The sequence below is a fragment of the Candidatus Nanopelagicus limnes genome (genome assembly GCF_002287885.2).
Classification (GTDB): Bacteria; Actinomycetota; Actinomycetes; order Nanopelagicales; family Nanopelagicaceae; genus Nanopelagicus; species Nanopelagicus limnae.
Genome location: NZ_CP016768.2, coordinates 1144461 through 1169437, shown reverse-complemented (window position 1 = coordinate 1169437; position 24977 = coordinate 1144461). Strand labels below are relative to the sequence as shown.

The 24977-nt window shown below is 40.9% G+C and carries 23 protein-coding genes; 13 read left to right on the top strand and 10 right to left on the bottom strand.

Annotated elements, in window-relative coordinates:
• Positions 1–36 precede the first annotated feature (36 nt).
• The 3 genes from lysS to B1s21122_RS05985 all read left to right on the top strand — a co-directional run bounded on the left by lysS (position 37) and on the right by B1s21122_RS05985 (position 4675).
• Positions 37–1533 carry a lysine--tRNA ligase gene (lysS, locus tag B1s21122_RS05995; protein ID WP_095680173.1) on the top strand — a complete coding sequence of 499 codons (1497 nt, stop codon included), beginning with the start codon at positions 37–39 and terminating at the stop codon, positions 1531–1533.
• On the top strand, positions 1533–2030 hold the full coding sequence (locus B1s21122_RS05990; protein WP_095680174.1) for an amino-acid N-acetyltransferase: 498 nt from the start codon (positions 1533–1535) through the stop codon (positions 2028–2030). The genes lysS and B1s21122_RS05990 overlap by 1 nt, the downstream gene beginning before the upstream one ends.
• A 146-nt stretch (positions 2031–2176) precedes the next feature.
• Complete coding sequence (locus B1s21122_RS05985) at positions 2177–4675, top strand: ATP-dependent Clp protease ATP-binding subunit (protein ID WP_095680175.1); 2499 nt, start codon at positions 2177–2179, stop codon at positions 4673–4675.
• Here the strand turns inward: B1s21122_RS05985 and radA are convergent.
• Positions 4668–6038 (bottom strand): DNA repair protein RadA, encoded by a 1371-nt coding sequence (gene radA, locus B1s21122_RS05980; protein WP_041868565.1) that lies wholly within the window; start codon positions 6036–6038, stop codon positions 4668–4670. The genes B1s21122_RS05985 and radA overlap by 8 nt on opposite strands.
• A gap of 26 nt (positions 6039–6064) precedes the next feature.
• Complete coding sequence (locus B1s21122_RS05975; RefSeq protein ID WP_095680176.1) at positions 6065–6925, bottom strand: DUF3109 family protein; 861 nt, start codon at positions 6923–6925, stop codon at positions 6065–6067.
• 56 nt (positions 6926–6981) lie between these two features.
• On the opposite strand from B1s21122_RS05975, the gene proC reads away from it, so the two are divergent.
• From proC to B1s21122_RS05960, 3 genes are read left to right on the top strand one after another with little or no spacing between them, the layout of a single operon-like run.
• Entirely contained in the window at positions 6982–7794 is an 813-nt protein-coding gene (gene proC / locus B1s21122_RS05970; protein WP_095680177.1) for a pyrroline-5-carboxylate reductase, read from the top strand.
• The gene (locus tag B1s21122_RS05965; protein ID WP_095680178.1) at positions 7791–9014 is read left to right on the top strand and encodes a hypothetical protein; all 1224 of its coding nucleotides are present in this window, start codon (positions 7791–7793) and stop codon (positions 9012–9014) included. The genes proC and B1s21122_RS05965 overlap by 4 nt, the downstream gene beginning before the upstream one ends.
• 38 nt (positions 9015–9052) lie before the next feature.
• Complete coding sequence (locus B1s21122_RS05960; RefSeq protein WP_009612566.1) at positions 9053–9151, top strand: 30S ribosomal protein bS22; 99 nt, start codon at positions 9053–9055, stop codon at positions 9149–9151.
• 9 nt (positions 9152–9160) lie between these two features.
• On the opposite strand, the gene B1s21122_RS05955 is transcribed toward B1s21122_RS05960, so the two are convergent.
• Positions 9161–11593, bottom strand: coding sequence for a fibronectin type III domain-containing protein (locus B1s21122_RS05955; protein ID WP_223299054.1), 2433 nt, complete (start codon positions 11591–11593; stop codon positions 9161–9163).
• A gap of 48 nt (positions 11594–11641) precedes the next feature.
• On the opposite strand from B1s21122_RS05955, the gene B1s21122_RS05950 reads away from it, so the two are divergent.
• The gene (locus B1s21122_RS05950; RefSeq protein ID WP_095680179.1) at positions 11642–11878 is read left to right on the top strand and encodes a glutaredoxin family protein; all 237 of its coding nucleotides are present in this window, start codon (positions 11642–11644) and stop codon (positions 11876–11878) included.
• On the opposite strand, the gene B1s21122_RS05945 is transcribed toward B1s21122_RS05950, so the two are convergent.
• Genes B1s21122_RS05945 through B1s21122_RS05930 form a run of 4 tightly spaced genes read right to left on the bottom strand, consistent with a single transcriptional unit; the run spans position 11875 to position 17584 of the window.
• Entirely contained in the window at positions 11875–13521 is a 1647-nt protein-coding gene (locus B1s21122_RS05945) for a DNA repair helicase XPB (RefSeq protein ID WP_095680180.1), read from the bottom strand. The genes B1s21122_RS05950 and B1s21122_RS05945 overlap by 4 nt on opposite strands.
• On the bottom strand, positions 13518–14585 hold the full coding sequence (locus B1s21122_RS05940; RefSeq protein ID WP_095680181.1) for a M20/M25/M40 family metallo-hydrolase: 1068 nt from the start codon (positions 14583–14585) through the stop codon (positions 13518–13520). Before B1s21122_RS05940 ends, B1s21122_RS05945 begins: the two co-directional genes overlap by 4 nt.
• Entirely contained in the window at positions 14582–16774 is a 2193-nt protein-coding gene (locus tag B1s21122_RS05935; protein ID WP_095680182.1) for a helicase-associated domain-containing protein, read from the bottom strand. Before B1s21122_RS05935 ends, B1s21122_RS05940 begins: the two co-directional genes overlap by 4 nt.
• Positions 16775–16810: 36 nt before the next feature.
• Entirely contained in the window at positions 16811–17584 is a 774-nt protein-coding gene (locus B1s21122_RS05930; RefSeq protein ID WP_095680183.1) for an HAD family hydrolase, read from the bottom strand.
• 50 nt (positions 17585–17634) lie between these two features.
• On the opposite strand from B1s21122_RS05930, the gene B1s21122_RS05925 reads away from it, so the two are divergent.
• From B1s21122_RS05925 to ccsB, 5 genes are read left to right on the top strand one after another with little or no spacing between them, the layout of a single operon-like run.
• The gene (locus B1s21122_RS05925; RefSeq protein WP_095680184.1) at positions 17635–18255 is read left to right on the top strand and encodes a histidine phosphatase family protein; all 621 of its coding nucleotides are present in this window, start codon (positions 17635–17637) and stop codon (positions 18253–18255) included.
• Positions 18255–18794 (top strand): TlpA family protein disulfide reductase, encoded by a 540-nt coding sequence (locus B1s21122_RS05920; protein ID WP_095680185.1) that lies wholly within the window; start codon positions 18255–18257, stop codon positions 18792–18794. The genes B1s21122_RS05925 and B1s21122_RS05920 overlap by 1 nt, the downstream gene beginning before the upstream one ends.
• Positions 18787–19518 (top strand): cytochrome c biogenesis CcdA family protein, encoded by a 732-nt coding sequence (locus B1s21122_RS05915; protein ID WP_095680186.1) that lies wholly within the window; start codon positions 18787–18789, stop codon positions 19516–19518. Before B1s21122_RS05920 ends, B1s21122_RS05915 begins: the two co-directional genes overlap by 8 nt.
• A 59-nt stretch (positions 19519–19577) precedes the next feature.
• Positions 19578–20966, top strand: a complete 1389-nt coding sequence (gene resB / locus B1s21122_RS05910) for a cytochrome c biogenesis protein ResB (protein WP_223299053.1) — start codon at positions 19578–19580, stop codon at positions 20964–20966.
• Positions 20956–21855 (top strand): c-type cytochrome biogenesis protein CcsB, encoded by a 900-nt coding sequence (gene ccsB, locus B1s21122_RS05905; protein ID WP_095680188.1) that lies wholly within the window; start codon positions 20956–20958, stop codon positions 21853–21855. Before resB ends, ccsB begins: the two co-directional genes overlap by 11 nt.
• Here the strand turns inward: ccsB and B1s21122_RS05900 are convergent.
• From B1s21122_RS05900 to B1s21122_RS05890, 3 genes are read right to left on the bottom strand one after another with little or no spacing between them, the layout of a single operon-like run.
• Positions 21850–22101 (bottom strand): PLD nuclease N-terminal domain-containing protein, encoded by a 252-nt coding sequence (locus B1s21122_RS05900; protein ID WP_095680189.1) that lies wholly within the window; start codon positions 22099–22101, stop codon positions 21850–21852. The two genes, ccsB and B1s21122_RS05900, sit on opposite strands and share 6 nt — an antisense overlap.
• An 18-nt stretch (positions 22102–22119) precedes the next feature.
• Positions 22120–22968, bottom strand: coding sequence for a 1,4-dihydroxy-2-naphthoate polyprenyltransferase (locus B1s21122_RS05895; protein ID WP_095680190.1), 849 nt, complete (start codon positions 22966–22968; stop codon positions 22120–22122).
• A complete protein-coding gene (locus B1s21122_RS05890; protein WP_095680191.1) occupies positions 22965–24041 on the bottom strand; it encodes an AMP-binding protein in 1077 nt (358 codons plus the stop codon). The genes B1s21122_RS05895 and B1s21122_RS05890 overlap by 4 nt, the downstream gene beginning before the upstream one ends.
• A 93-nt stretch (positions 24042–24134) precedes the next feature.
• Here B1s21122_RS05890 and menB point away from each other — a divergent pair, with 93 nt between their 5' ends.
• Positions 24135–24974: a 1,4-dihydroxy-2-naphthoyl-CoA synthase gene (menB, locus tag B1s21122_RS05885; RefSeq protein ID WP_420021996.1), complete on the top strand. Its 840-nt coding sequence runs from the start codon at positions 24135–24137 to the stop codon at positions 24972–24974.
• Positions 24975–24977: the final 3 nt, after the last annotated feature.

The following is a 24977-nucleotide window of genomic DNA, read 5'->3' as shown; positions in this document are numbered from 1 at the left end:
TTACCGCTCACCTCACCCGCTAAGATTTAACACATCATGGCTGATGAGGATGATCTACCCGAACAACTACGTATCCGGCGAGAAAAACGAGCTGCGATATTAAAACGTGGTGGCCAGCCATATCCAGTATCTGTCCCTAGAACAACCACTTTATTAGAGATTAGAACAAAGCATAAAGATCTTCCAATTGATGTTTCAACCGGAGAAATTGAATCAATCACTGGTCGAGTAATTTTCAAACGCGATACGGGCAAATTATGTTTTGCTAATTTGCGTGAAGGTGATGGCACAGAGCTGCAAGCAATGTTTTCACTGGATAAAATTGGTGAAGAACAACTTGAAATTTGGAAATCTGAAATTGATTTGGGAGATATTGTCTCGGTAACCGGTGAAGTAATTACCTCAAAACGAGGCGAGTTATCAATTTTGGCTAACTCATTCACACTCGCTGCAAAAGCCTTAAGGCCGCTACCAGTTGAACATAAACCACTCTCTGAAGAGAGTCGCGTACGTATGCGTTATGTGGATTTAATTGTTAGAGAAGAAGCAAGAAGTAATGCCAGGTTGCGCCCAGCAGTTATGAAGTCATTACGCCAAACTTTTAGCAGCAGAAATTTTATTGAGGTAGAAACTCCAATGTTGCAGGTAATGCACGGCGGAGCAGCTGCTCGTCCATTTAAAACCTTTAGTAATGCTTATGAGATGGATTTGTTTTTAAGAATTGCACCTGAGCTTTATTTAAAACGTTGTGTGGTGGGCGGCCTAGAAAAGGTTTTTGAAATCAATAGAAATTTCCGTAATGAAGGAGCTGACTCATCTCACTCACCTGAGTTTGCAATGATTGAAACTTATGAGGCGTATGGTGATTGGAACACCATGGCTGAATTAACTAGAACTTTGGTGCAGGATTCTGCCAAAGCAGTATTTGGCTCCCACGTAGTTAAGCACCATGATGGACGTGAATTAGATCTTGGCGGAACTTGGAGTGAGATATCTTTATTTGATGCTATTTCAGAATCTGTTGGTGAAAAAGTAACTGGTGAGAGTTCAATTGATGATCTTAAAAAGATTGCTACGAAGCTAGGCATCAAGCTTGATCCTAAATGGATTAAAGGAAAAATTGCTGAAGAGATTTTTGAGCATGTAGCAATTGAGAAATTAACTAAACCAACATTTGTTAAGGGCTTTCCAATTGACACCTCTCCATTAGTTCGAGCACACCGTGAAATACCGGGTGTGGCAGAGAAGTGGGATTTATACATTGAAGGATTTGAGTTAGCTACTGGATATTCAGAGTTAGTTGATCCGGTAGTACAACGTGAGCGATTAACTGAACAAGCAAAACTTGGTGCGTCAGGTGATTTAGAGGCGATGGGATTAGATGAGGATTTCTTAAGAGCTATGGAACATGGCATGCCACCAATGGGCGGTATGGGAATGGGTGCTGATCGATTGTTAATGGCGCTGACTGGACTTGGGATCAGGGAGACAATTTTATTTCCATTAGTTAAGCCAACTGCAGGAGATGAGTAATGACTGCGGTAGTTAGATCTGCTAAAACCTCTGATGTTAAAAAGATCAGAGCAATTATTGATACCTACGCAGTAGAACGCAAATTATTATCAAAGGAAACAGTAACCTTATTTGAAAGCGTTCAAGAGTTTATTGTCGCTGAAGTTGATGGTGAAGTAGTTGGCTGCGGAGCTTTGCATGTGCTCTGGGAAGATATAGCCGAAGTTAGAACAGTTGCAGTAGTTGGAAAAATGCATGGCAAAGGTATTGGTCATTTAATATTAGAAAGTATTTTGACAAAAGCTAAAGAGATTGGCGTTAAGAAAGTATTTTGCTTAACCTTTGAAACAAAGTTTTTTGGATCCCATGGCTTTGTGGAAATTCAAGGTGCACCAGTTGACCCAGAAATTTACGCCCAACTACTGCGTTCCTATGATGAAGGTATTGCTGAATTTCTCGACCTAGAGAGTGTTAAGCCCAACACACTGGGAAATACCAGAATGCTGAAAATTCTTTAAGTTTCTGGGCATAAACACCCCAGTTATGGGGTTATAAGGCAGTAACACACCCAATATATGGGTGAGTTATTCACAGCCTATTCGGAGTGCACAATGTCGCCTCTTGGTATTAGGCTATTTACATCAAGAGAAGAAAGGTTTGAGCAATGTTTGAACGGTTTACCGATCGTGCCAGACGCGTTGTTGTGCTGGCGCAAGAAGAAGCACGCATGCTCAACCATAACTACATCGGTACTGAACATATTCTTTTAGGTTTAATTCATGAAGGTGAAGGCGTTGCCGCAAAAGGACTTGAGTCCCTTGGTATCTCACTAGAGGCTGTTCGCTCACAGGTAGAAGAAATTATTGGTCAAGGACAACAAGCACCATCTGGCCACATTCCATTTACACCACGTGCTAAAAAAGTTTTGGAGTTATCACTTCGTGAAGCTTTGCAACTAGGACACAACTACATTGGTACTGAACATATTCTTCTGGGTTTAATTCGTGAAGGTGAAGGAGTTGCAGCGCAAGTTTTGGTAAAACTTGGCGCAGATCTTTCTCGCGTTCGCCAACAAGTTATTCAATTACTTTCTGGCTACCAAGGCAAAGAGGCGGTTGCAGCAGGTGGGCCGGCAGAGGGTCAACCATCAACATCATTAGTTTTAGATCAGTTTGGCCGAAACCTTACGCAAGCAGCCCGTGAAGGAAAGCTTGATCCAGTAATTGGTAGAGAAAAAGAGATTGAGCGAGTTATGCAGGTGCTATCTCGTCGTACCAAAAATAACCCAGTTCTAATTGGTGAACCAGGAGTTGGTAAGACTGCAGTTGTTGAAGGATTAGCCCAAGCAATTGTGAAGGGTGACATCCCAGAGACTCTTAAAGATAAGCAGCTTTACTCATTAGATCTTGGCGCTTTAGTTGCCGGTTCTAGATACCGCGGAGATTTTGAAGAGCGATTAAAGAAAGTATTAAAAGAGATTCGCACCCGTGGCGACATTATTTTGTTTATTGATGAGATTCACACATTAGTTGGCGCAGGAGCGGCTGAGGGCGCAATTGATGCGGCTTCGATATTAAAGCCAATGCTTGCCCGCGGTGAGTTACAGACAATTGGCGCAACTACATTGGATGAGTATCGCAAGCACTTAGAAAAAGATGCAGCTCTTGAGCGACGCTTTCAGCCAATCCAAGTTGCCGAGCCAACTGTTGCTCACACAATTGAAATTCTAAAAGGACTTCGCGATCGCTATGAAAGCCACCATAAGGTTTCCATCTCAGATGGCGCACTAGTTTCTGCTGCAACACTTGCCGATCGTTATGTTTCAGATCGCCATCTGCCAGATAAAGCGATTGATTTAATTGATGAGGCAGGCTCTCGTCTTCGAATTCGCCGAATGACTGTGCCACCTGAAATTCGTGAATATGATGACAAGATCGCAGCTGCTCGCAAAGAAAAAGAGTCAGCAATTGATGGCCAAGATTTTGAAAAGGCTGCATCCTTGCGTGATAAAGAGAAATCTTTAATCACTGAAAAGGCAGAGCGAGAGAAGAATTGGAAAGCAGGCGATCTTGATGTGGTTGCTGAGGTAGATGAAGAGTTAATTGCTGAAGTTCTTTCAACTGCAACTGGTATTCCAGTATTTAAGTTAACTGAGGCAGAGACTGCTCGATTACTTAAGATGGAGGATGAACTACATCGCCGCGTAATCGGTCAAGACCAAGCTATCAAGGCATTGTCACAAGCAATCCGTAGAACACGTGCTGGACTTAAAGATCCAAAGCGTCCTGGCGGATCATTTATCTTTGCTGGCCCATCTGGTGTTGGTAAGACAGAGCTTTCAAGAACTCTTGCCCAATTCCTATTTGGTGATTCAGATGCATTAATTCAATTAGATATGTCTGAGTACTCAGAAAAACACACCGCATCTCGTTTATTTGGTGCCCCTCCTGGTTATGTTGGTTATGACGAGGGTGGTCAGTTAACTGAGAAGGTGCGACGTCGTCCATTCTCTGTTGTTTTATTTGATGAGATTGAAAAAGCACATCCAGATATCTTCAACTCACTTCTGCAGGTATTAGAGGATGGTCGATTAACTGATGCGCAAGGTCGTGTGGTGGACTTTAAGAACACCATCATCATTATGACTACCAACCTTGGTACTCGCGATATTTCAAAATCATTATCACTTGGCTTTGCCAATGTGGCAGATGCCCAAGGAAGTTATGAGCGCATGAAGGCAAAGGTAGGAGATGAGCTAAAGACTCACTTCAGACCTGAGTTCTTAAACCGTATTGATGACATCGTGGTATTCCACCAGTTAACTGAGAATGAGATCGTCAAGATTGTTGATCTAATGGTTGCTCAATTAGATGAGCGCTTGAAGGCAAAAGATATGGGAATCGAGTTAACAACCGGTGCTAAATCATTGCTAGCAAAGCGAGGTTATGACCCAGTACTTGGCGCTCGCCCACTTCGCAGAACAATTCAACGAGAGCTTGAAGATGTGTTATCAGAGAAGATGCTCTTTGGTGATCTAAAAGCTGGTGAGATTATTTTGGTAGATGTTTCAGATGCAACTGATACTGCAACCTTTACCTTTAAAGGAACACCAAAATCCGCTTTGCCAGATGCACCTGGTGATTTAGCAGAAGCTACTAGTTAATCTTCACCTTACTAATTGCTTGCTCAACTCGAGCAGCTTCTAGTATTTCAATACCTGCAATCTTTAAATCACTTCCTACTGGCACGATTGCTCGTTTAAATCCAAGACGGGCAGCTTCTGCAACTCTTTGAGTTATTCCAGTAACTTTTCGAATCTCACCGGCTAAGCCAACCTCACCAATTGCAACTAAATCTGCTGGCAGCGCTAAACCTTTTGCAGCAGATGCCACTGAGAGTGCAACTGCAAGATCAGCAGATGGTTCAGTAATTTTCATGCCACCAACGGTTGCAACATAAACATCTCTTCCTGAGATTTTAATTCCTGCTCGAAGCTCTAATACAGCTAAAGTCATTGCAGTTCGTGAGTTATCTAATCCACTTGTTACTCGTCTGGAATTGCCCCAGTCACGTCCATCTGAGTTTGATGCACTTACTAATGATTGAATCTCAGCGAGTAATGCTCGTCTGCCCTCTAACGCAACTGTTACACAAGTACCTGGGACTGGATCACTGTGACGAGATGTAAACAGACCAGTTGGGTCTGGTAACCCAACAATTCCAGAGTCATTTAAATCAAAACATCCAACCTCATCAGATGCACCAAATCGATTTTTAATCGCTCTGATTAATCTAAGTCTGGAGTGACGCTCACCTTCAAAGTTAAGGACAACATCAACTAAATGCTCAAGCAATCTTGGGCCAGCGATAGAACCATCTTTTGTTACATGTCCAACTAAAACTAATGTTATTGATCGCTCTTTAGCAATTCTAATTAAGGCTGCGGCGATCTCGCGAACTTGGGTAACACCGCCAGGTGAGCCATCAACTGTTGAGCTAGAGATAGTTTGTATTGAGTCAATTACCAGCAATTCAGGTTTAACTGAATCAATATGGGCGATCACTGCGCCTAAATCAGATTCTGCAGCAAGCCATAAATTCTTATCAATTGCATTTAGACGCTCAGCTCTTAATCTAACCTGTGAAGCAGATTCTTCACCGCTGATATATAAAGAAAGAATTCCTTGTTTAGCAGTTTCTGCTGCAACTGTTAGTAGCAATGTTGATTTACCAACACCAGGTTCACCCGCTAATAAAATTGCAGCTCCTGGTACTAATCCGCCACCAAGCACGCGATCTAATTCACCAACACCACTGCTTCTAGCCTTTGCACTTGCTAAATCAACATCACCAATTGGTTTGGCAGCTGAAGTTACTGAACCGGCAACAAGTGATAATTTCTTCGGCGCTGCTATTTCTTCAACGCTGCCCCAAGCCTGACATTCACCGCATCTACCAACCCATTTAGTGGCACTCCAACCACACTCAACACAACGGAATGGATCTTTCGCAGGTGCTTTTGCCATGGCGTTAATCTAATGGCAAGGACTGACTATCTGCTTTCTTGTGCAGCCTTAGTCGCAGGATGGATCACAAAGAGTGGAAGTTCACGCTTTTTCTGGGCCTTGCGCGCTGCTGAAATTGCAGCCATTCGGCTGTTACATAATTTTTCTAACTCTGCATAACCTTTTGGACCCATCATGGTTAGTAACTCAACCTTGCTTGATTTGTAAACAGGATCTCTTCCAATATGAGCCTCTGAGTTACTGGTGCAATACCAATCAAAATCAGCACCACCTTCACCCCAAGCATTTCTTGTGTACTCACCAATTACTACTACCGTAATTTCTTCATCACCAATTTCACGGGTTTCCCATGATCTGCGTAGTGGCAATTGCCAACAAATATCTGGCTTGGTCTCCACAAAGTGAACCTGATCTTTAACCGCTAAATGATGTAGCACGCAACCAAATGATCCAGAGTAGCCAGGTGCTTCATAACCAACACGATTTAAAAAGATACAAGAGTCTTTAACTTTTCTAGTCTTGCGATCCTTATCTAAACCGATCTCAGAAATTTGTAATTTGCCGCCAGATTTCTTTGGTCGTGCTTGGTCATAAAATTGCCATTGCGCCTTAGTTAATTTCTTAGCAGCTTTTAAAACTCGATCTTCATCTTCTTTGCCGGTGTAATAAGCACCATCTGAACAACAACCAGCATCTGGTTTATCGCCATCAATTCCACAGCAACCATTTCCGTAAATACATTGCCAGTATGAGGTTAGCCAAGTTAAATCACACTTGAATATTTCCTCAGGATTTGCTGGGTTTTCAAACTCAACCCAATCTCGCGCAAAATTAGGAGCTACCTCATTCTTAGAAAACTTTGAATTCACTCTTTTTTTCGTAGCCATAGCGCCATAGTTTAAGGGTTAAGTATGGTTAATGACTAATTGGGTAGGCTTTAAGTATGAGCACTCTAATGACAAATAAATGCATTGGCTTTATTGGTGTTGGCGTTATGGGCTCTTCAATTATCAAAAGTTTACTTAAGCACTCACTCAACTCTGATCAGATTTGTATAAGCGATAAAAGCGCTGAAAAGACAGAGGAACTAGCCAATCAGTACAAAGTAAAAATCAAAACAATCTCAGAAATTGGCCAAAGTTGTGATGTTATTTTTCTGGCTGTAAAACCACAAGATCTTGAGGCTGTTTTAATTGAACTAAAGAAGACGCTCAAACCAAATGTGTTGGTGATCTCAATTGCCGCTGGTAAGAAAATAGAATTTATCGAAGAACATTTAGCATCGGATGTTTCGGTTGTGAGGGTTATGCCGAACACTCCAGCTCAAATTGGCAAAGGAATCTCGGCCATTGCTGCGGGTTCAAAAACTTCAAAAGAGGATATGGAATTAGCAACTCAATTATTTTTAGCATCAGGTGAAGTTGTCATAGTGGCGGAGGAGATGCTGGATGCAGTAACTGCACTAAGTGGCTCAGGACCGGCCTACTTCTTTAATTTTGTTGAATCAATGATTAAAGCAGGCGTTGAACTTGGATTATCAAATGAAATTGCGACCAAGCTAGCAATTGAAACCATCTCTGGATCAGCTGCAATGCTTAAAGAAAGTGGTTTAGACGCCCAAACATTACGAAAGAATGTAACAAGCCCCAAGGGGACTACTGCTGCGGCATTAGAAGTTTTTTCAGATAATAATTTTGATGTACTGGTTTTACAAGCAATGTCTGCTGCTAAAAAAAGAGCGCAGGAGTTAGCTTGAGGAAAATCTTTGCTCTATTCATATTAGTTGTTGCATCTTTGCCTTATCCAGTGAATGCGGCAACAATGAAAGTGACTAAATCATTAATTGAATTGCCTTACACAAAATCAGATCAAGTAAGTGATGTTTTGCTTACACCAGTAAGTATTTTGTTAGTTGGAACCACTGAATCACCTAGCTCTACTTGGATTAATGGTGCGTTAGGCGGGCTTAGCGATGGTTTTATTACCAGCTACTCATCTATTGGCGCCCCGATGTGGAACTTGCGGCTAGGGGGAGCAAGTGATGAAATAGCTACTGCAGCTGCAATTGATAACGATGGCAGTATCTGGGTGCTTGGTGCATCATCTTCACCTGTAACAGCTACTACATCACCAACACCAGCAAAAGTACTAAACCCCGACAATGTGATTATTGATCCACGGCAACAAACTGCAACCCCGCTTAAGCGGATAAAGATTTGGCAGGTAAGTAATACTGGAAACTTACTAAATTCATTTGAGTTTTTATCAGAAAATATAGTAAATCCCAAGAAAATTCTTATCTCAGGAAGTAATTTACTGGTCGTCGGAAATCTTTATGAGAAGAATCTAGTTTCAGGCTTTTCTACTTCAGCTACAAAATCTGGAACCTTCTCGCCAATCATTAAAGTAGGTAGCAAAAGCACTTCACTCAATGATGCAATCATTAATTCTGATGGCACGATAACTGCTGTTGGAACAAGTGGTGAGCTACTAATGAAAGTGAAACCACTGAGCAAGGCAGATGCTGTGACCTTAGAGATTTCATCAACAGGAGCACTTCAACAGGTTGCAAGAGCTACTTTAAAGAGCACAACAAGAAACTGGAGTTCGATAGATTCAGGATTATTACAAGCAGGCAAAGTGAGTTACTCCAATAAAACTGAGGCAGCTGTAACTAAGTTTTCTGCTCTTAACAAGCCCGTATGGAATGTCAGGTATCTTTCAAAATCCACTGCGCTAGCAACTGCGAGCAAGAACTCATGGGCAACTTTTGTTTCAGCTGGTGCGATTAAGAATATAACTGCTTGGAAGCCAAAGAGTTCTACTGCAGTACTGCTGGAATTAGGCAAGAAAGGTGAACTCTTGTCTGCTTACACATTAGCTGCCCCGGCAGTTGCAATCACCTCAAATAATGAAATAGGAACAGTTGTAATCACCGATTCGGGTGTAAGTTTTGGTTTAGTAGTCGTTAACTAGTAATCTTTAGCCATAGTTAGTATCTATAAAGGAGCAAAATGGGTTCAGTAATTAAGAAGCGTCGTAAGCGAATGGCTAAGAAGAAGCATAAGAAACTTCTTAAAAAGACCAGAATTCAACGCCGTAACGCTAAGTAATAGCCTGGCTTAAGGTTTAAGCAGAGTTAATTTCCCAGATACGCCAGCAACGGCGTATCTGATTTTATTTAAAGTTATCCAGCTACTAGAAGATCCAGATTGAACAGTTGCGCTAGAGATTAAATCAACTGAGCCATTAGATCTATTCAAAGCACAAAGTCTTAATTGACATCCAAACATGATTGTTTTGTCATCAATGGTTAGTGGTGAATTAGGAATTCCATACTCAGAGGTGGTTACATCAGTAAATGTATTAGCACCCAATACCTGGTATCTAATCTGATTCGGGTTAGGAAATGATGCACCACTTCCTGTAAACCAACCAACATTTACTCCTTTAGCACCATTAGAAATACCGACATCAAATCCTGCAACTGAAATACCATTGCCTGGAACATCCAAGGTTTTATAACTCCAGTCTTCAACAAAAGCGCTACTTCTAGTTGCATATCTCATGTCACTTCTAGTGACGTTTCGATCCATATCAAAACCACGAACGGAATCGTAAATTAGATGAATTTTCTTGCCTACTGTTACTGACTTTAAATGGAATGCAACATCGCCCGTGGTTCTATCCTCGGTATCTTTATCACCATCAACAATTTCATAACGCCAATCGAGCTTGTCTTTAACTGCTCCCAATAAAATTCCTTGAGACTCATCACGATAAAACACTTGGATACCCGCACTTGTAACAGCACAAGCACTTGAAACACTCACGTCAGATCCGCCACGTTTTCTAGGAAATTCTTTGTAATCTTGAATAGCTGGTGCATCACCATCAACAATTTCGTAATACCAACTCTTGCCATCGTAAACTGCATATCTAAGATCTTTATCTTTTAAATCAGCATAAAAAAGATGTAAGTAATTTGTTTTGCCCGTAACGGATGTACAAATTGATACATAGCCTGAGACATCATTTGTAGTTCTACCAAATGCAGTCGAGTTACCATCAATTGTTTTGATTCCCCATTTATTATTGGAGAAAGTGGCAAGCTTGATATCTCCATTCTTGCTATCGCTGTAGGCGATTACTGGTTTTCCAGCATAAGTAGCTGTTGCAAGATATTTCGCATCGGAGGCGCCATCAACAGTTGTGCTTTTCCAGGCAGCCTCTGGAATGATCGAATTTGAATTTACGGCATTTGATGTTCCCAATGAATTTGTTGCAGAAACTGAGAAAGTGTATTTAACCCCGTTTTTTAAGCCCTTGAAGATAACTGGGCTTTCAGTCGCATTAATTAATTCACCAGTTTGAATATTCTTAATTTCATAGTTAGAAACTTGAGCCAAACGATAATTTACTGGTGGATCAAATTGAATTATTGCGCTGCGATCGCTAATTAAAGCTTTTACATTTTGCGGTGGTTGTGGCGTACCAGAAGCAATACCAGCTGGTGGCTTTTGCCTTAGATCCTCAAACAGGGCTAACAATAAAGAACCTGGAAGATGAAATACTTCACCGGCATCTAAGTTAGGCGTCATTACTGCATTTTCACCTGTTTGCGAAAAAGTTCTTTCATCTAGATGTGCAACTGAAGATCCAGGCTCATAGGTTGTTGGCGTATAAAGTTTTGGCTTAATTCCACCGTTTGCTTTCACTGCATTTTGACCTGACCACACTAAATCAGTTGTCATGGCTTTTCCAGTTTCAAGAGATGGTGATGGCATATCTGACAATCGTCTTCCATCTGGAAGTTGGGCGTATGCATCAAAAGGAGTTGGTTGATCAATTCGGCCGTAACCAGAAAATACGTCATAGTAACTTCCGGAAATAAATCCGAGCCCATGACCCATTTCGTGAAGAATCACAGAAACTAAGTCATAACTTCTTGGTGGACATTTGCCATCAGTTCCGTAATACCAAGGCGCACTAGATGTAATTGAAATTTCAATTTCAGGGTTAGTTGGATCTAAATCTTTTCCGGCCAAAGCATTAGCTAAGGCAGAGGCGTAATAAAGTGTTTTATCGGGAGCGCCTGTGAAATTTGAAAAGTTATTTTTAGAACTAGCTGATGCTAGAACTCCATAACTTGAAGAACTTCCCCATTTAACATTTACATTAACTGGCACACTAGATGAAAAGTTTTCAGCCCAAACGTCTACAGCAGTTTGAATTGATGCTCTAGCAAAAGATGGGACGGTATTAAAGTTGATTAGGAAATTACTTTTCTTCTCAAGATTGGCTGATGGCAGGCGAGGGGTTGATTGAATTGATGTGCTTTTACCGCTGGCATAAATAAAACCTGTATTTGCTGGTGCAACCTTGATTCCTAAAGCAGTTGAGTTTGGAATTGATATTGGCGCGATTAATAGCGAGGTAAAGAGAAAGGTTGAGGTAAAAATTGATTGCAAGCGCACAGGGGCAAGGCTAACAGTCTGAGATGATTGTTCCATGCCAGTTGCAGATCTATCAGCAATATTTAAGCAAAAAGGCATTACCAAAGCGATGCTTCATACCCATTCCCAAAGTTTTAGTTGGTAGTTATGAAAAAAGTTACCGTTTACTCTCGCACAGGTTGCCACTTATGTGAAATCGCCATTGATCGAATTAAATCCACAATGAGTGAGTTAAAGTTTGAATTAGATATTAAATTAATTGATGATGATCTTAAATTGCAAGAGGAGTATGGAGAACAGGTACCAGTAATATTCATTGAAGATAAAGTTCATGATTATTGGCGAGTAGATTTAGAGCGGTTTACAAAAGCAGTAAAGGCTTAACTTTTATTTAAAATCTCATCTGCATCAATAATTCGGTACGCATAACCTTGTTCAGCTAGGAATCGTTGACGATTTTGCGCAAAATCTTGATCAATAGTGTCACGTGCAACAAGTGAATAAAATCTAGCGCCACGTCCATCTGCTTTAGGCCTTAAAATTCTTCCCAATCTTTGTGCCTCTTCTTGGCGAGAGCCAAAGGTGCCAGAGACTTGAATTGCGATAGTTGCTTCCGGTAAGTCAATTGAAAAATTAGCTACCTTTGATACAACTAAACATTTAAGTTCACCACTTCGAAACAACGCATAAAGTCTTTCACGCTCTTTAATTGGGGTATCACCTTTTATTACTGGAACTCCCAAGGCCTCTGATAATTGATCTAACTGATCTATGTATTGGCCGATTACTAAAACTTGATCATTTGCATGTTGTTTAGCTAAAGCTACTGCAACCGCTTTTTTAGTTTGTGAAGTTGAACAAAAACGATAACGATCTTCTTGCTCTGCAGTTGCGTAATTTAGACGCTCTGCATCGGTTAATGTAATTCTCACCTCAACACAATCTGCTGGGGCGATATAACCTTGAGCTTCAATCTCTTTCCATGGCACATCAAATCTTTTTGGGCCGATTAATGAGAAGACCTCACCCTCCATGCCATCTTCTCGAACTAATGTTGCAGTTAGTCCCAAGCGCCGTCTGGATTGAATATCAGCGGTAAATCTAAAGATTGGCGCAGGCAGTAAGTGAACCTCATCGTAAATAATTAATCCCCAGTCAATTGCATCAAATAGATCAAGGTGGGCGTAAACACCCTTTTTACGGGTAGTCATAACTTGATAGGTCGCGATAGTTACTGGGCGAATTTCTTTCTTAGCGCCACTGTATTCACCAATATCATCTTCATTTAAATCTGTTCTGCGCAATAACTCATCTCGCCATTGACGGGCAGCAACTGTGTTAGTTACTAAAATCAAAGTAGTTGCCTTTGCATGCGCCATAGCAGCTGCGCCAACAATTGTTTTTCCAGCACCGCAAGGCAGAACTACAACACCTGAGCCACCATGCCAAAATCCTTCAGCAGCTAACTCCTGATACTTACGAATCTTCCAACCATCTTGTCGCAATGAAATCTCATGATGCTCACCATCAACATAACCCGCAAAATCCTCCGCTGGCCAACCTAATTTAAGTAATGCTTGTTTTAAAAAGCCACGTTGTCCTGGGTGAACAACAATTGTTTCATCATCTAATTGTTTGCCCAACATCGGCGCAACCTTCTTACCGCGCGTTACCTCTTTTAATACTGCGGCATCATTTGAAACCAGAATTAATCCATGAACAGGATGGGCTTCAAGGCGTAGGCGACCATATCGAGACATGGTCTCGGCAATATCAACTAGTAAGGCATGCGGAACCGCATAACGTGAGTACTTAATTAATATATCAATTACCTCTTCAGCATCATGGCCAGATGCTCTGGCATTCCAAAGCCCAAGAGGTGTTAATCGGTATGTATGAATATGTTCTGGAGATTTTTCAAGCTCTGCAAATGATGCAATTGATCTTCGACATTCATCGGAGAGAATATGATCAATATCTAGTAAAAGTGTTTTATCACTTTGAACAATTAACGGGCCATCACTCATTTCAACAACTCGATAAGAAAGGCATTGGTTAATTTTATTCTTGGCTCGATTGTAGAAATCTTTATGTATTCACTTGGGGCGTGAGCGCCATGTCCATCAGCACCTAAGCCATCTAATACTTTGGCACCTGCTGCAGCTGCAAGGTTTCCATCACTTGCACCACCAACGCTGGCATTGCCAACTTTTGCAACACCGAGTGAGGCGGCAACCTTTTCCAATTTTTCATAAAGTGCCATGGTGCTACTTTCCTCTAACGGTGGTCGATTTATTCCACCAGTTACTTCAACCTTTGCCACATCACTTTTTAGATTACGAATAGATTTATCAATTCGTGCCAGCTCAGCATTTGTAAAAGATCGAACATCTACATCTAATGTCGCAAGTGCTGGAACTGTATTGGTGGTGGTTCCTGATTTCATCACAGTTGGCACTGCAGTTGTTCCAAACTCTGGATTTTCTAATGCAGCAATCTGTAAAACTATTTTTGCAATTTCAGTTGTAGCGTTAATTCCCTTTTCAGGTTCAAGGCCAGCATGGGAGGCAAGTCCAGTAACTTTAATTTGATACATCGCAGTTCCTTTGCGCCCGGTTTTTACTTTGCCATCAAGTGATGCTTCAAAAACTAGGACAGCATCCGCACCTTTTGATAAACGCTCAATTAAATCTTTTGATGTAGCACTGCCAGTCTCTTCATCAGTTGTTGCAACTAAAGCAATCTTGTTTTGAGCATCTGTGATTCCAACTAATGAGTGCATTGCTTGAATGAAGCCACATTTCATATCAAATACACCAGGACCACTTGCCTTGTCGCCATTAACCTGCCAAGTTGGCGTAAATGTTCCCTTCGGCCAGACTGTATCTAAGTGGCAAAGTAAAAGAATTTTTGGATTCTTAGCACCCCACCAAAAAATCGGCCGACCATTTTCAACAATTTTTTCAGCTTTAAAAGTTAGAACTTTGCTAGCAATTTCAATGGCAGTATCAATAACTTGATGACAGGCTGCTAAATCCTCAGTTGGTGACTCGCATTCAACTAGGCGCTGGATATCAGAGAGTGCGGTCATAGGTCTAAGTCTGCCTTATTTCCCAAAACCGTGAGGGTTGGTGCTACGCCATTGATCCTTGGAATGCGAAACTGAACAATTTCATCACTGGCTTCATCCCGAGCGGTAAGGGTGCCCAGGGAGATTGAGATCGGATCGATAATTCGATTGGAAACCCCACCATTGTTATCGGCGTAACTAATCATCAAAGTTTTACCTTCACTTATATATTGATTGATCAGTGCCAAAGTTTCATTTGATGAGGTGCCTGCAACTATTGGTTCAACTTTACGACTGCGCTCGCCAGCCCTAATAGTTTTAACTGCTGATAAAACTATTGCATCTTTCGGAGCACTAAATTCAGAAATAATTCTAGGTGGTTTAGGTCTTGATTTCGCTCTTCTTAAATTTGGTTGAGATAACAAAACTCCGCCTGCATTTTCAGCAGCGGGTAGGTAGCCATACTCACGCAACTCACCAATTACCTCTGTAAGTTCAAACTCGGTAACTAAAACTTGTGGAGCAATCTTTCTTAGTCTTAAGTGTTCACATTTTTTATCATGCAAAATTTGTTGAACTAATCCCTCATCTTCACATCTAATGTATGAATGAGCGGTTCCAACTCTTAATCTGCCATGTCGTTTTGCAACATCAGCGATTAAGTATTCAAGTGGTTGTGGCATTGGAGTTTTTGAGATCTTGCTTAAGAATGTTTTAATTTGATCACCAGTTTTGCCATGATCTAATCCACGCCTGATAGATCCTTCACTAAAGCGATAAACAGTTGCTCCACCTCTGCTTTCAATATCTGCAATCGTTCCCATTTCCGAAGCAAGCTCTGGAGTTAGTGGCCCAGGAGCGACTGCGCTGTTATCTGCTTGGATTAAAATATGATCAACTGGTTTTGGCATAGCAGATTGAATACCTAAATCCTCTTTTTCAGTTAGTAGATTTAAACCAAAAGTTGAGATTACGCCTTGGCCAGTTATTCCTAGCCATTCTGCTTCACGAAGATTCCACTCCACAAACTCATTATTTGCTCGTTGTGGATTCCACCATTTTATAATCTCTTGCATTGAAGTAATTTCAGGTGATATCTGCGGGTTATCCAGCAATACTTTTAGTGTTGTTCTTCTAATTAGTGAAACTCCGGCTCGATCTAACTCAGGACCAAGAGGTGCAATGTTTTTATCAGTAGCTTTTCCAATTAATCCACTTGCCCTTGATGTATCTAGCCAAAGCACAACGAGTGAAAACCATCTTTCCTCCGCTGATTTAGATAACCAAATATCAAAGGCAGAGGTGGGCAAAATTTGGTCGTCAGAATCAACCACAACTAATCCACCTAGGTAACAAAGTTCTGCAACAAATCCAGCACAGGCTTCATCAACTCCTAAATGTTCTGCAATTCTTTTAAGATCTCGAACTCCTAAACCACCTGTACGTAACGCGGTTGGTGGTTCATCTGAAAGGTTATGTAGCAGCTCTTCACACCAGCGAAGAATGGTTGAAATATTTGCTACCGCTGCAAGATCTACTTGTTTTTGATCTACTTTCTTACCCTTTAAATTAGCTGCAGTGCTGATGATCTCTTTATGAATCTTGCCGCCACGTAGTTTTATGGCAATCTCTCTAGGAAGAGCAACTGTGTGAGAATCAATTGCTACTAATACATTGTTTTCTAATAACCAACCAATGGCGTTTCCAGGCTTCTTGATGTTGGCAATCTGTCCCCTAGGTGGTCCCCAAGTTAATTTTGCTAGTACCTCCTCCGAAGCTTTCGGAATTTGTTTAAGTGTTGCAAAATCAAACTTCTTAACTGAAATTGGACCAAGGCCGGCTGGCTCTTCACCAATTAATAGTTTTAAATTTGTAGGAGTGCGAAAGTTATTACCTTCTTTATAAAGTAGTCCCATCTGCCATAAGTGATCCAGCACAAACGCTGTTTCTTCGCTTGTAACTGCAACTAGTTCTGATTTTTTAAACGGCTCTGGCAGTGCGCAAGTGGCTTCAACTATTTGATAGTGCCAAAGATTAAGTGAATCAAGTGCTCTAACTAATGATGGGGTGGAGGAGGCACGTGCGGCTAGAGCTGAAAAATCATTTGGAACAGGTGTAACTAAATCAGGTCTTAACTTAAATACTGTTGCTAAATCTTCATCTGATCTAGCGCGCAACTCATCGGCAAAAGTGATCGCGACAGTAGACATAACTGGCCTACTTTACTCGGGTTTTGCTTGGGCTATTTACCCTTTACGTTTTTGCTTACGCGGAGAGATAAGTGAGCCAAGTGCTGCCATTCGACCAGCCATTGGTCCGAGTAATTTCTTAATACGTCTAGCTCTTCTAAAATCATAAATTGGCCAGTTGTCTCGGTAAGCGCGGATTTTAAGTAATGCGTCGGGATTAATTGCCCGCGGATTGCCAACTGCCTCAAGCAAAGGAATGTCATGATGAGAATCTGAATAGGCATAGCAATTCTTTAAATCAACACTTCTTTGGGTAGCCAACTCTTTAATTGCTATAGATTTTTCTCGTCCATGCAAAAGGTTTCCAATAATTTTGCCAGTATAAACACCATTTTCGACCTCTGCTTTTGTGCCAAGTGCACCAGTAAAACCTAACCGTTTTGCCATTAAATTAGCCATATCAAGTGGGGTAGCTGTAACTAGCCAAACTTCTTCATCTTTTGAAAGATGCTCTTTTGCAATTTCAACCGTTCCTTGCCAAATTGCAGGTGATACATACTCTTCATAAATCTCTTGACCAATTTTTTCAATTTCAATTACATTGTGACCTTTTATGAAATCAGTTGCGGCATTTTGGAATCTAGCAATCTCTTCTTTATTTTCTTTTCCAGTAAGTCGATATCTGATATTGGCCAGAACAAATGCTGAGATATCTTTTTTGTTAAAAAACCCTCTTTGATACATGCCACGGCCTAAAAAGAAGAGCGTTGATCCCTTTAATAAGGTGTTGTCGACGTCAAAAAACGCAATTCGCTTTTCTGTGAGCGCCATATCACTACCCTAGCGAACGAGCCTGAATTCCTCTGCTTTATGCTTACCGCATGGCTCAAGTAATTCACTTCGTAAGACATGGTGAGGTTCACAATCCAGAAAAGATTCTTTATGGACTTCAACCGGGGTGGAAACTAAGTGAACGCGGTAATCAAATGGCGCAAGTAATTGCGCAGTGGTCAAAGGATCTAAATCTTGGGGCAATTCATGCGTCGCCATTGCAGCGAGCTCAAGAAACAGTTGCACCAATAGTTAAGTCACACAATTTACAACTAACTACAGATAAAAATTTAATTGAAGCTAGTAATATTTTTGAAGGCGAGAAGTTTGAATTAGGAAGTGGTGTTTTAAAGCATCCTAAATCTTGGCGTTATTTATATAACCCTTGGCGGCCATCTTGGGGTGAGCCATATGACCAAATAATAAATAGAATGTTAAAAGCTTTGTTTGCTGCACGTGATGCAGCAGGCGGCAAGGATGGGATCTGTGTTTCTCATCAGTTACCAATCTGGATATTGCGTAGCGCTGTTGAAGGCAGAAGGCTTCTTCATGATCCAAGAAAACGTGAGTGCACGCTGGCCTCAGTAACATCTTTTGAATTAGATAATAAAGGAATGGTTAGTGGTGTTTCTTACTCAGAACCAGCAAGACATTTACTTCCTCAAAAATAATGAAGATTATTTCAGTATTTATCTCAATGCTCCTGTTAACTAGCTGCTCTGGCGGTGGGTTATCTGCTGAGAATGAGAATTCATTTATATCTGGTAGTGGAATTGCAACCTATGTTGATAAAAGTGAACGAAAATCTGCACCAACACTATCTGGTCAGACTTTAACTTCTGGCGAGATAGCACTTGAACCAAAGAAGGTAACAGTTGTAAATGTGTGGGCATCTTGGTGTGCACCATGCAGAGCTGAAGCACCTGTGCTTCAAGAATTTTCTATTAACTATCCAGAGGTTCAATTTGCTGGCATATTAACTCGAGACAATATTTCATCCGCCAAAGCTTTTTATGATAATTTCAAACTTACCTATCCAACATTTACAGATGATTCATTACTACTTGGGTTTGGTGGTTCATTGATACCAAATGCGATTCCAACAACTTTGATTATTGATAAAGATGGCAAAGTGGCTGTTCGAATCAGTGGTGAAGTAACTGTCGCTGGTTTAAAGAAGATGTTAGATAAGGTCTTGGCAAATGATTGAGTTTTTAATTGATCAAATATTTGAAGCTAACCTTTTAGTAGCTATGTCTGTTGCTGCTATAGCTGGTTTAGTTTCATTTTTTTCTCCGTGTGTTATTCCCTTAGTGCCGGGATATCTTTCTTACGCCTCAGGAATGAGTGATGTTAAGAGCAGGAGCCGGGTATTCCTTGGATCAGTTTTATTCGTCTCCGGATTTACTTTTCTATTTGTTTCATATGGAGTTCTATTTGGCGGATTAGGTTCAAAAATTGCTGAGAACTCAAGACCCATTTCAATCGCGCTTGGGTTACTTACCATTTCACTTGGAGTGATTTTCCTATTTAATGAAAGATTTTACCGAAGCTTTAAACCAAACTGGAAGATGCGAAGTGGATTAGTTTTTGCACCATTTCTTGGATTCGCTTTTGGAATTGGTTGGACTCCATGTATTGGTCCAACACTTGGTGCAGTACAAGTGCTTGCGATTCAAAGTGCAACAGCACAACGCGGAGCAATACTTTCTGCTGCTTATTGCGTAGGACTTGGTTTGCCATTTATTTTGATGGGATTATTCCTAGATAAAGCCGAACCATTAAGAAAATTCATTGCAAGTAAAGGAAATATGATTACTAAAGCAGGTGGCCTTTTACTGATACTAATCGGAATACTGCAGGTAAGTAATCTCTGGGATCAGTTAATGAATAGTTTACGAGATTTAATTAGCGGATTCATCCCAATAATCTAATGAGTACCGTATTAGATAGTCGATCCTTTTTGCGCTGGTGCTGGCGCCAATTAACTAGCATGCGAATAGCGTTAATTTTATTGCTGCTATTAGCGGTAGCTGCAATTCCTGGATCACTTTTCCCACAACGTAGCCAAAATCCAATTCAAGTTAAGCAGTTCTTTATTGATAATCCACAAGCTGCAATTTGGCTTGATCGTTTCAGTATGTTTGAAGTGTTTAGCTCACCTTGGTTTAGCGCAATATATTTGCTGCTATTCATCTCCTTAATTGGATGCGTTTTACCTAGAAGCATTCATCACTTAAAAGCTATTGGAGCCAAACCTCCACTTACACCAAAGTATTTAGATCGTATGGAGCATTACGCAGAGGTTAAGAAAATTGATTTAGATATCGTCGAAAAGTACTTGAGAAAAAAGCACTTTCGAATCAGAAGAGATGAGAATTCGATATCAGCTGAAAAAGGCTATGCCCGAGAAAGTGGAAACTTACTGTTTCATCTTTCATTAGTTTTAATCCTTATTGCCGTAGGCATCGGCTCACTATTGGGCAGTAGAGGTGATGCAATAGTTAATGTGGGAGATCGTTTTATTAATACACCAACCTCTTATGACATTTTAGGATTTGGTAAGTATCAAGCAGAGGATTCATTGCCGCCATTTTCATTGACAGTTAAAGAGTTTAAAGCCGAGTATGACCCTGTTACAAACGCTGCTATTGATTACAAATTAACGGTATCAACTGCAAATCCGGCGGGATCAGCTGAAACCACAAGAATCATTAAAGTAAATCAACCACTTGCTTATGGAAGTACCAAAATTTATTTACAGGCTAACGGGCACTCACCAATAGTGGTGGTGAAAGATAAATCTGGAAAAGTTATTTTTGATGGGCCGACTCCATTTTTGCCGCAGGATGCAAACCTTTCATCAATTGGGGCGATAAAGATTCCTGATATGCAGCCGCAGATTGGTTTTGTCGCATCATTTCTTCCAACAGCAGATAGAGATCCAGTTCGAGGAGGATTCTCTTCATATCCTGAAGTATTAGATCCCCGTCTTTTGGTTTCAATTTGGAAGGGTGACCTTGGATTAAATACTGGAGTTCCACAATCTGTGTATCGCATTGATACCAGCAAGATGGAACGGATTGGACTTAAAGCTTTAGTATTAAATGAAACTTACGATTTTGGTGAGGGCAGTATCACATTTACAGGATGGAAATCTTGGGTTAACTTACAAATTGTTAACGATCCCGGAAAAGGTTTTGCACTATTTGGTGCAATACTTGCGATCTTGGGTTTACTGATTTCCTTATTTACAAGGCAACGAAGAATTTGGGTTAAGCAAGGCAGAAAGACTCAAGTTGCTGGTCTTGCTAAAAATGGAATACCAGGGCTTGAAGAAGAGATAGCAGATTTAATTAAGGAGATGAGTAATGAGCGATAACTCCGCTGCAATCTTGTCTAATAATTTAATTTACTCTGCCATGGTTTTTTACACATTAGCATTTTTTGCCCATGCTGTTGAAGTTGCATGGTCAGTTAAAACTCCAGCTAAGTCGGTAAAGAAAACAAAGCTTGATTTCTCACGAACAGATCGAATTGGCCGGCTCGCTTCAGCATTCATGGTTTTGGGATTCTTACTTCTGCTGCCTGGCGATATCTTTAGGGGAGTTTCTGCAAACAGAGTTCCATGGGGCAATATGTATGAGTTCTCTATAACTGGCGCGTTAGCTTTTAGCGCGGCGTATTTAATTGCCTTAAAGAAATATAAATTGCGTTGGTTGGGTTTACCGGTTTCACTTTCAGTTCTACTTACTTTAGGAACTGCTGTTACCTTGCTTTATCGTCCAAGTGCGCCACTGATGCCAGCCTTAAAATCACCATGGTTAGTAATCCATGTGTCAGCTGCAATTATCTCTGGTGGCGTATTTCTTCTTGCAAACTGTATTGCAGCAACATACTTAATTTTAGATAGATATGAGCAAAAAGGGTTGCGCCCAGTTTGGGCAGAAAAATTACCTTCCTTAGAAACTTTAGATAATCTCTCATACCGATTAGTTGCATTGGTATTTCCACTTTGGACATTTTCAGTTATTGCCGGTGCAATCTGGGCTGAAGCTGCCTGGGGTCGTTACTGGGGTTGGGATCCAAAAGAAACTTGGGCGTTTATAACTTGGGTTGCTTACGCTGCCTATTTACATGCCCGCGTAACAATTGGTTGGCGTGGAAGAAAAGCGGCGTGGTTATGTTTGTTAGCTGGATCAACTTTCTTATTTAATTATATTTATATAAATGTATGGGGCACTGGCCGACATACATACTCTGGCTTATAGCTTTCTTAAGAAATCTGGATCATCATCGGGTGGAATAATTCTGCCTTTACCACCACGATTTGGTCTTGGCTTTCTTGGCCTACCAGCAATGAACCAAGCAATATCTCCAATAAATCCAGTAAGAACAATTATTAACAGCCATGCCCATTTTGGAAATCTACGCACCTTTTCCTGAGGCGTCATGGCGCAATCAATTAGTGTGTAGATATCAAGAACTATGGCAAAAATAACCAGGTACTTAATCATGTGCTCAGTTTAGCCGCTTTAGATTGCTAGTGCAGCGGCCAATAAAATTGCCATGAGTAACTGCAATTTTGCAGTTTTAGAAAGCACCTCGATTAGATCTGATCCGACTGCGCCATTTAAAACTTGTTTAACCACCCGATAAGTTATTGGAGCACAAATAAGGGTAATTAAGGCCCATGCATTAATACCGGCAGCTGCAAGCGCAGTGAGCTGAGCGGTAAACAAAAGCAACATGAAAAATACTCGAGTGTTTTTCTCCCCAATTCGAACAGCCATAGTTCGCTTACCAACCAACTTATCTTGTGGCAGATCGCGCAGATTGTTAATCGCTAAGATCGCACAGGATAAAGTGCCAACAGGCATAGATAGTAAAAATATTTGCCAATTGAACTGCTCCGTTTGAATGTAGTAACTACCAACAGTTGCAACTAGACCAAAAAAGATAAAAACAGAGAGTTCACCAAAACCAAAGTAGCCATATGGTTTTTTACCTCCCGTGTATCCCCATGCTGCCCAGATTGCTGCTGCGCCAACTGCGAGCAGCCAAGGTGAGATGTTTACAGTCAAAACCAAACCAGCAATTGCTGCAATTAAACAAGAGATTAATGCTGCCCGCTTCACAGAACTAGCACTTGCTAATCCGGATGCCACAAGTCGAACTGGGCCAATTCGGTGAGTATCAGTCCCGCGAACTCCATCTGAGTAATCGTTAGCAAAATTAACTGCAATTTGTAAAAATAATGAAACAACAAGAGCTAGGAGTGCGTTGCCCCAATTAATCTTTTCAGCATAAGAGGTTCCAATCAAAACTGGCGCAACAGCTGCAGGCAGGGTCTTAACTCTTGCGCCCACTATCCATTTATTCATTTAGTTTTCATTCCTTTTGCGATTTCAATTGCGCGTTTGCGATCTGGCTTACCCAACGCTGTCGTTGGAATTTCCTCAAATAAGAATATCTCTTTTGGAGTAAGTATTGGATCAAGCTTTGTTCTTAACTCTTCAATATCAATACTAGAACTGCTTGCTAAGCATAATTTTTCACCCCATAGATCATCTGCCATGGCAAAAGTAATTAGCTCCACATTTGGCAGAATTTGCTTGATATTTTCTTCAACTGTAGAAAGGGAAATCTTTTCACCACCAGAAATTATTACATCATCTGCTCTACCTAGAACCTTCAGCATTCCGTTTGTAATCTCACCAAGATCGGTGGTATCAAACCAATTAGGACTTGTGAATTTCTCCAACTGTCCATTTGCAAGTAAATATCCTGATGCAATCATCGGTCCACTAATTTGTATTAAACCAGCATCTGAAATTTTTACTTCTACCCCATCCAATGGTTTTTGGTTATAAACACAACCTCCTGACATTTCAGTCATGCCATAGGTTGTAATGATTTTTACATGTTTATTTGTTGCCTCTTTTTTTAATTTATCACTTAATGGCGCTCCACCAACTAAGACTGCTTCAGCTGCTGTTAAGTGTTCAAGTAGATTTGAATCTGAAGTTAGAGCTTTATATAACTGCGTTGGAACAATTGATACAAAATCTGCATCCACATAATCTTCTGTATTTCTATTATCAATTACTCGGCTACCAAGAGCTGTGGCCCTAATAATTACATTTAATCCTGCAATGTGTGTTGTAGGTAGTAGCAGTGACCAAGAGTCTCCTGGAGTTGCGCCTAAATATTTGTGACTAGCATTTGCTGAAGCAATTAGAGCTGCTGATGAGAGCACGACAGATTTTGAATCTCCAGTTGATCCGGATGTTTTAACAACAAGCGCTACTTCATTCGCAACCTGTTTTGCTTGGGTTTGAGTGGTTGAAAGGGCTGCGCCAGATCCTTCAAGTGCTACCGCTAAATTTTCTTGTAGTTGTGGGATTGACCACTCAGCCTGAATCGGGATTAAATCGCGCAGTTCTTTTTCTCCCATAATCCCCGTAGGCTATCTCTTATCTAAATCCGAATAAAACTTTAGGAGCAGCTCTTGAGTAAGCCAATTAAGCGTCAACCAGGCGAACGCACGATTCCTAATTGGCAAACCGGCGTTGGCGGAGAAAATTTTGTAGATATTAAATACCAAGTTTCTGAAGGTATGGCGAAAATTACGATTAATCGTCCCGAGGTTAGAAATGCATTTCGCCCACAAACATTATTTGAATTAGCTAAAGCTTTTGATTTAGCTCGCGATAACGATCAAGTCGGAGTGATTATTTTCACCGGCGAAGGCGATGAAGCTTTTTGTTCCGGTGGAGATATAAATGTCAGAGGCAATGATGGCTACCTCGGCGATGATGAGCTAAGTAAAAAAGGAATTGGCCGACTAAATGTTTTAGATTTACAAGTTCAGATTCGCCGAACCCCTAAACCAGTTGTTGCGATGGTAGCTGGCTGGGCTATTGGCGGTGGACATGTGTTACATGTTGTCTGTGATTTAACAATTGCTGCAGATAATGCAAAATTTGGTCAAACGGGTCCGATGGTTGGATCATTTGATGGCGGATATGGTGCTGGGTTATTGGCCGCTCATGTTGGGCAAAAGAAAGCACGCGAGATTTGGTTTTTGTGTCGTCAATACGATGCGCAAGAAGCATTAGATATGGGTCTTGTGAATGCTGTTGTGCCAATTAAAGAACTAGAGGCCGAAACAGTTTCTTGGGCCAGAGAAATGTTGCGTCATTCTCCACTCGCGCTTCGCTTACTTAAAGCAGGATTAAATGCCGCCGATGATGGCTTAGCTGGTGTGCAGCAACTAGCAGGGGATGCAACTATGTTGTTTTATTTAACAGAGGAAGGTCAAGAAGGTAGAAACGCCTACCAAGAAAAACGAGAACCAAACTTTAAAAAATTTCCTAAACGACCTTAATTT

Excerpts from the sequence above, each read along its gene's own strand:
- proC (WP_095680177.1), top strand. The coding sequence starts at position 6,982 with ATGAGCACTCTAATGACAAATAAATGCATTGGCTTTATTGGTGTTGGC.
- B1s21122_RS05920 (WP_095680185.1), top strand. The coding sequence starts at position 18,255 with ATGAAGATTATTTCAGTATTTATCTCAATGCTCCTGTTAACTAGCTGC.
- B1s21122_RS05930 (WP_095680183.1), bottom strand. The coding sequence starts at position 17,584 with ATGGCGCTCACAGAAAAGCGAATTGCGTTTTTTGACGTCGACAACACC.
- lysS (WP_095680173.1), top strand. The coding sequence starts at position 37 with ATGGCTGATGAGGATGATCTACCCGAACAACTACGTATCCGGCGAGAA.
- B1s21122_RS05925 (WP_095680184.1), top strand. The coding sequence starts at position 17,635 with ATGGCTCAAGTAATTCACTTCGTAAGACATGGTGAGGTTCACAATCCA.
- B1s21122_RS05985 (WP_095680175.1), top strand. The coding sequence starts at position 2,177 with ATGTTTGAACGGTTTACCGATCGTGCCAGACGCGTTGTTGTGCTGGCG.
- resB (WP_223299053.1), top strand. The coding sequence starts at position 19,578 with ATGCGAATAGCGTTAATTTTATTGCTGCTATTAGCGGTAGCTGCAATT.
- B1s21122_RS05895 (WP_095680190.1), bottom strand. The coding sequence starts at position 22,968 with ATGAATAAATGGATAGTGGGCGCAAGAGTTAAGACCCTGCCTGCAGCT.
- B1s21122_RS05990 (WP_095680174.1), top strand. The coding sequence starts at position 1,533 with ATGACTGCGGTAGTTAGATCTGCTAAAACCTCTGATGTTAAAAAGATC.
- B1s21122_RS05900 (WP_095680189.1), bottom strand. The coding sequence starts at position 22,101 with ATGATTAAGTACCTGGTTATTTTTGCCATAGTTCTTGATATCTACACA.
- B1s21122_RS05935 (WP_095680182.1), bottom strand. The coding sequence starts at position 16,774 with ATGTCTACTGTCGCGATCACTTTTGCCGATGAGTTGCGCGCTAGATCA.
- ccsB (WP_095680188.1), top strand. The coding sequence starts at position 20,956 with ATGAGCGATAACTCCGCTGCAATCTTGTCTAATAATTTAATTTACTCT.
- B1s21122_RS05915 (WP_095680186.1), top strand. The coding sequence starts at position 18,787 with ATGATTGAGTTTTTAATTGATCAAATATTTGAAGCTAACCTTTTAGTA.
- B1s21122_RS05955 (WP_223299054.1), bottom strand. The coding sequence starts at position 11,593 with ATGCCTTTTTGCTTAAATATTGCTGATAGATCTGCAACTGGCATGGAA.
- B1s21122_RS05940 (WP_095680181.1), bottom strand. The coding sequence starts at position 14,585 with ATGACCGCACTCTCTGATATCCAGCGCCTAGTTGAATGCGAGTCACCA.
- B1s21122_RS05945 (WP_095680180.1), bottom strand. The coding sequence starts at position 13,521 with ATGAGTGATGGCCCGTTAATTGTTCAAAGTGATAAAACACTTTTACTA.
- B1s21122_RS05890 (WP_095680191.1), bottom strand. The coding sequence starts at position 24,041 with ATGGGAGAAAAAGAACTGCGCGATTTAATCCCGATTCAGGCTGAGTGG.
- B1s21122_RS05975 (WP_095680176.1), bottom strand. The coding sequence starts at position 6,925 with ATGGCTACGAAAAAAAGAGTGAATTCAAAGTTTTCTAAGAATGAGGTA.
- B1s21122_RS05950 (WP_095680179.1), top strand. The coding sequence starts at position 11,642 with ATGAAAAAAGTTACCGTTTACTCTCGCACAGGTTGCCACTTATGTGAA.
- radA (WP_041868565.1), bottom strand. The coding sequence starts at position 6,038 with ATGGCAAAAGCACCTGCGAAAGATCCATTCCGTTGTGTTGAGTGTGGT.
- B1s21122_RS05960 (WP_009612566.1), top strand. The coding sequence starts at position 9,053 with ATGGGTTCAGTAATTAAGAAGCGTCGTAAGCGAATGGCTAAGAAGAAG.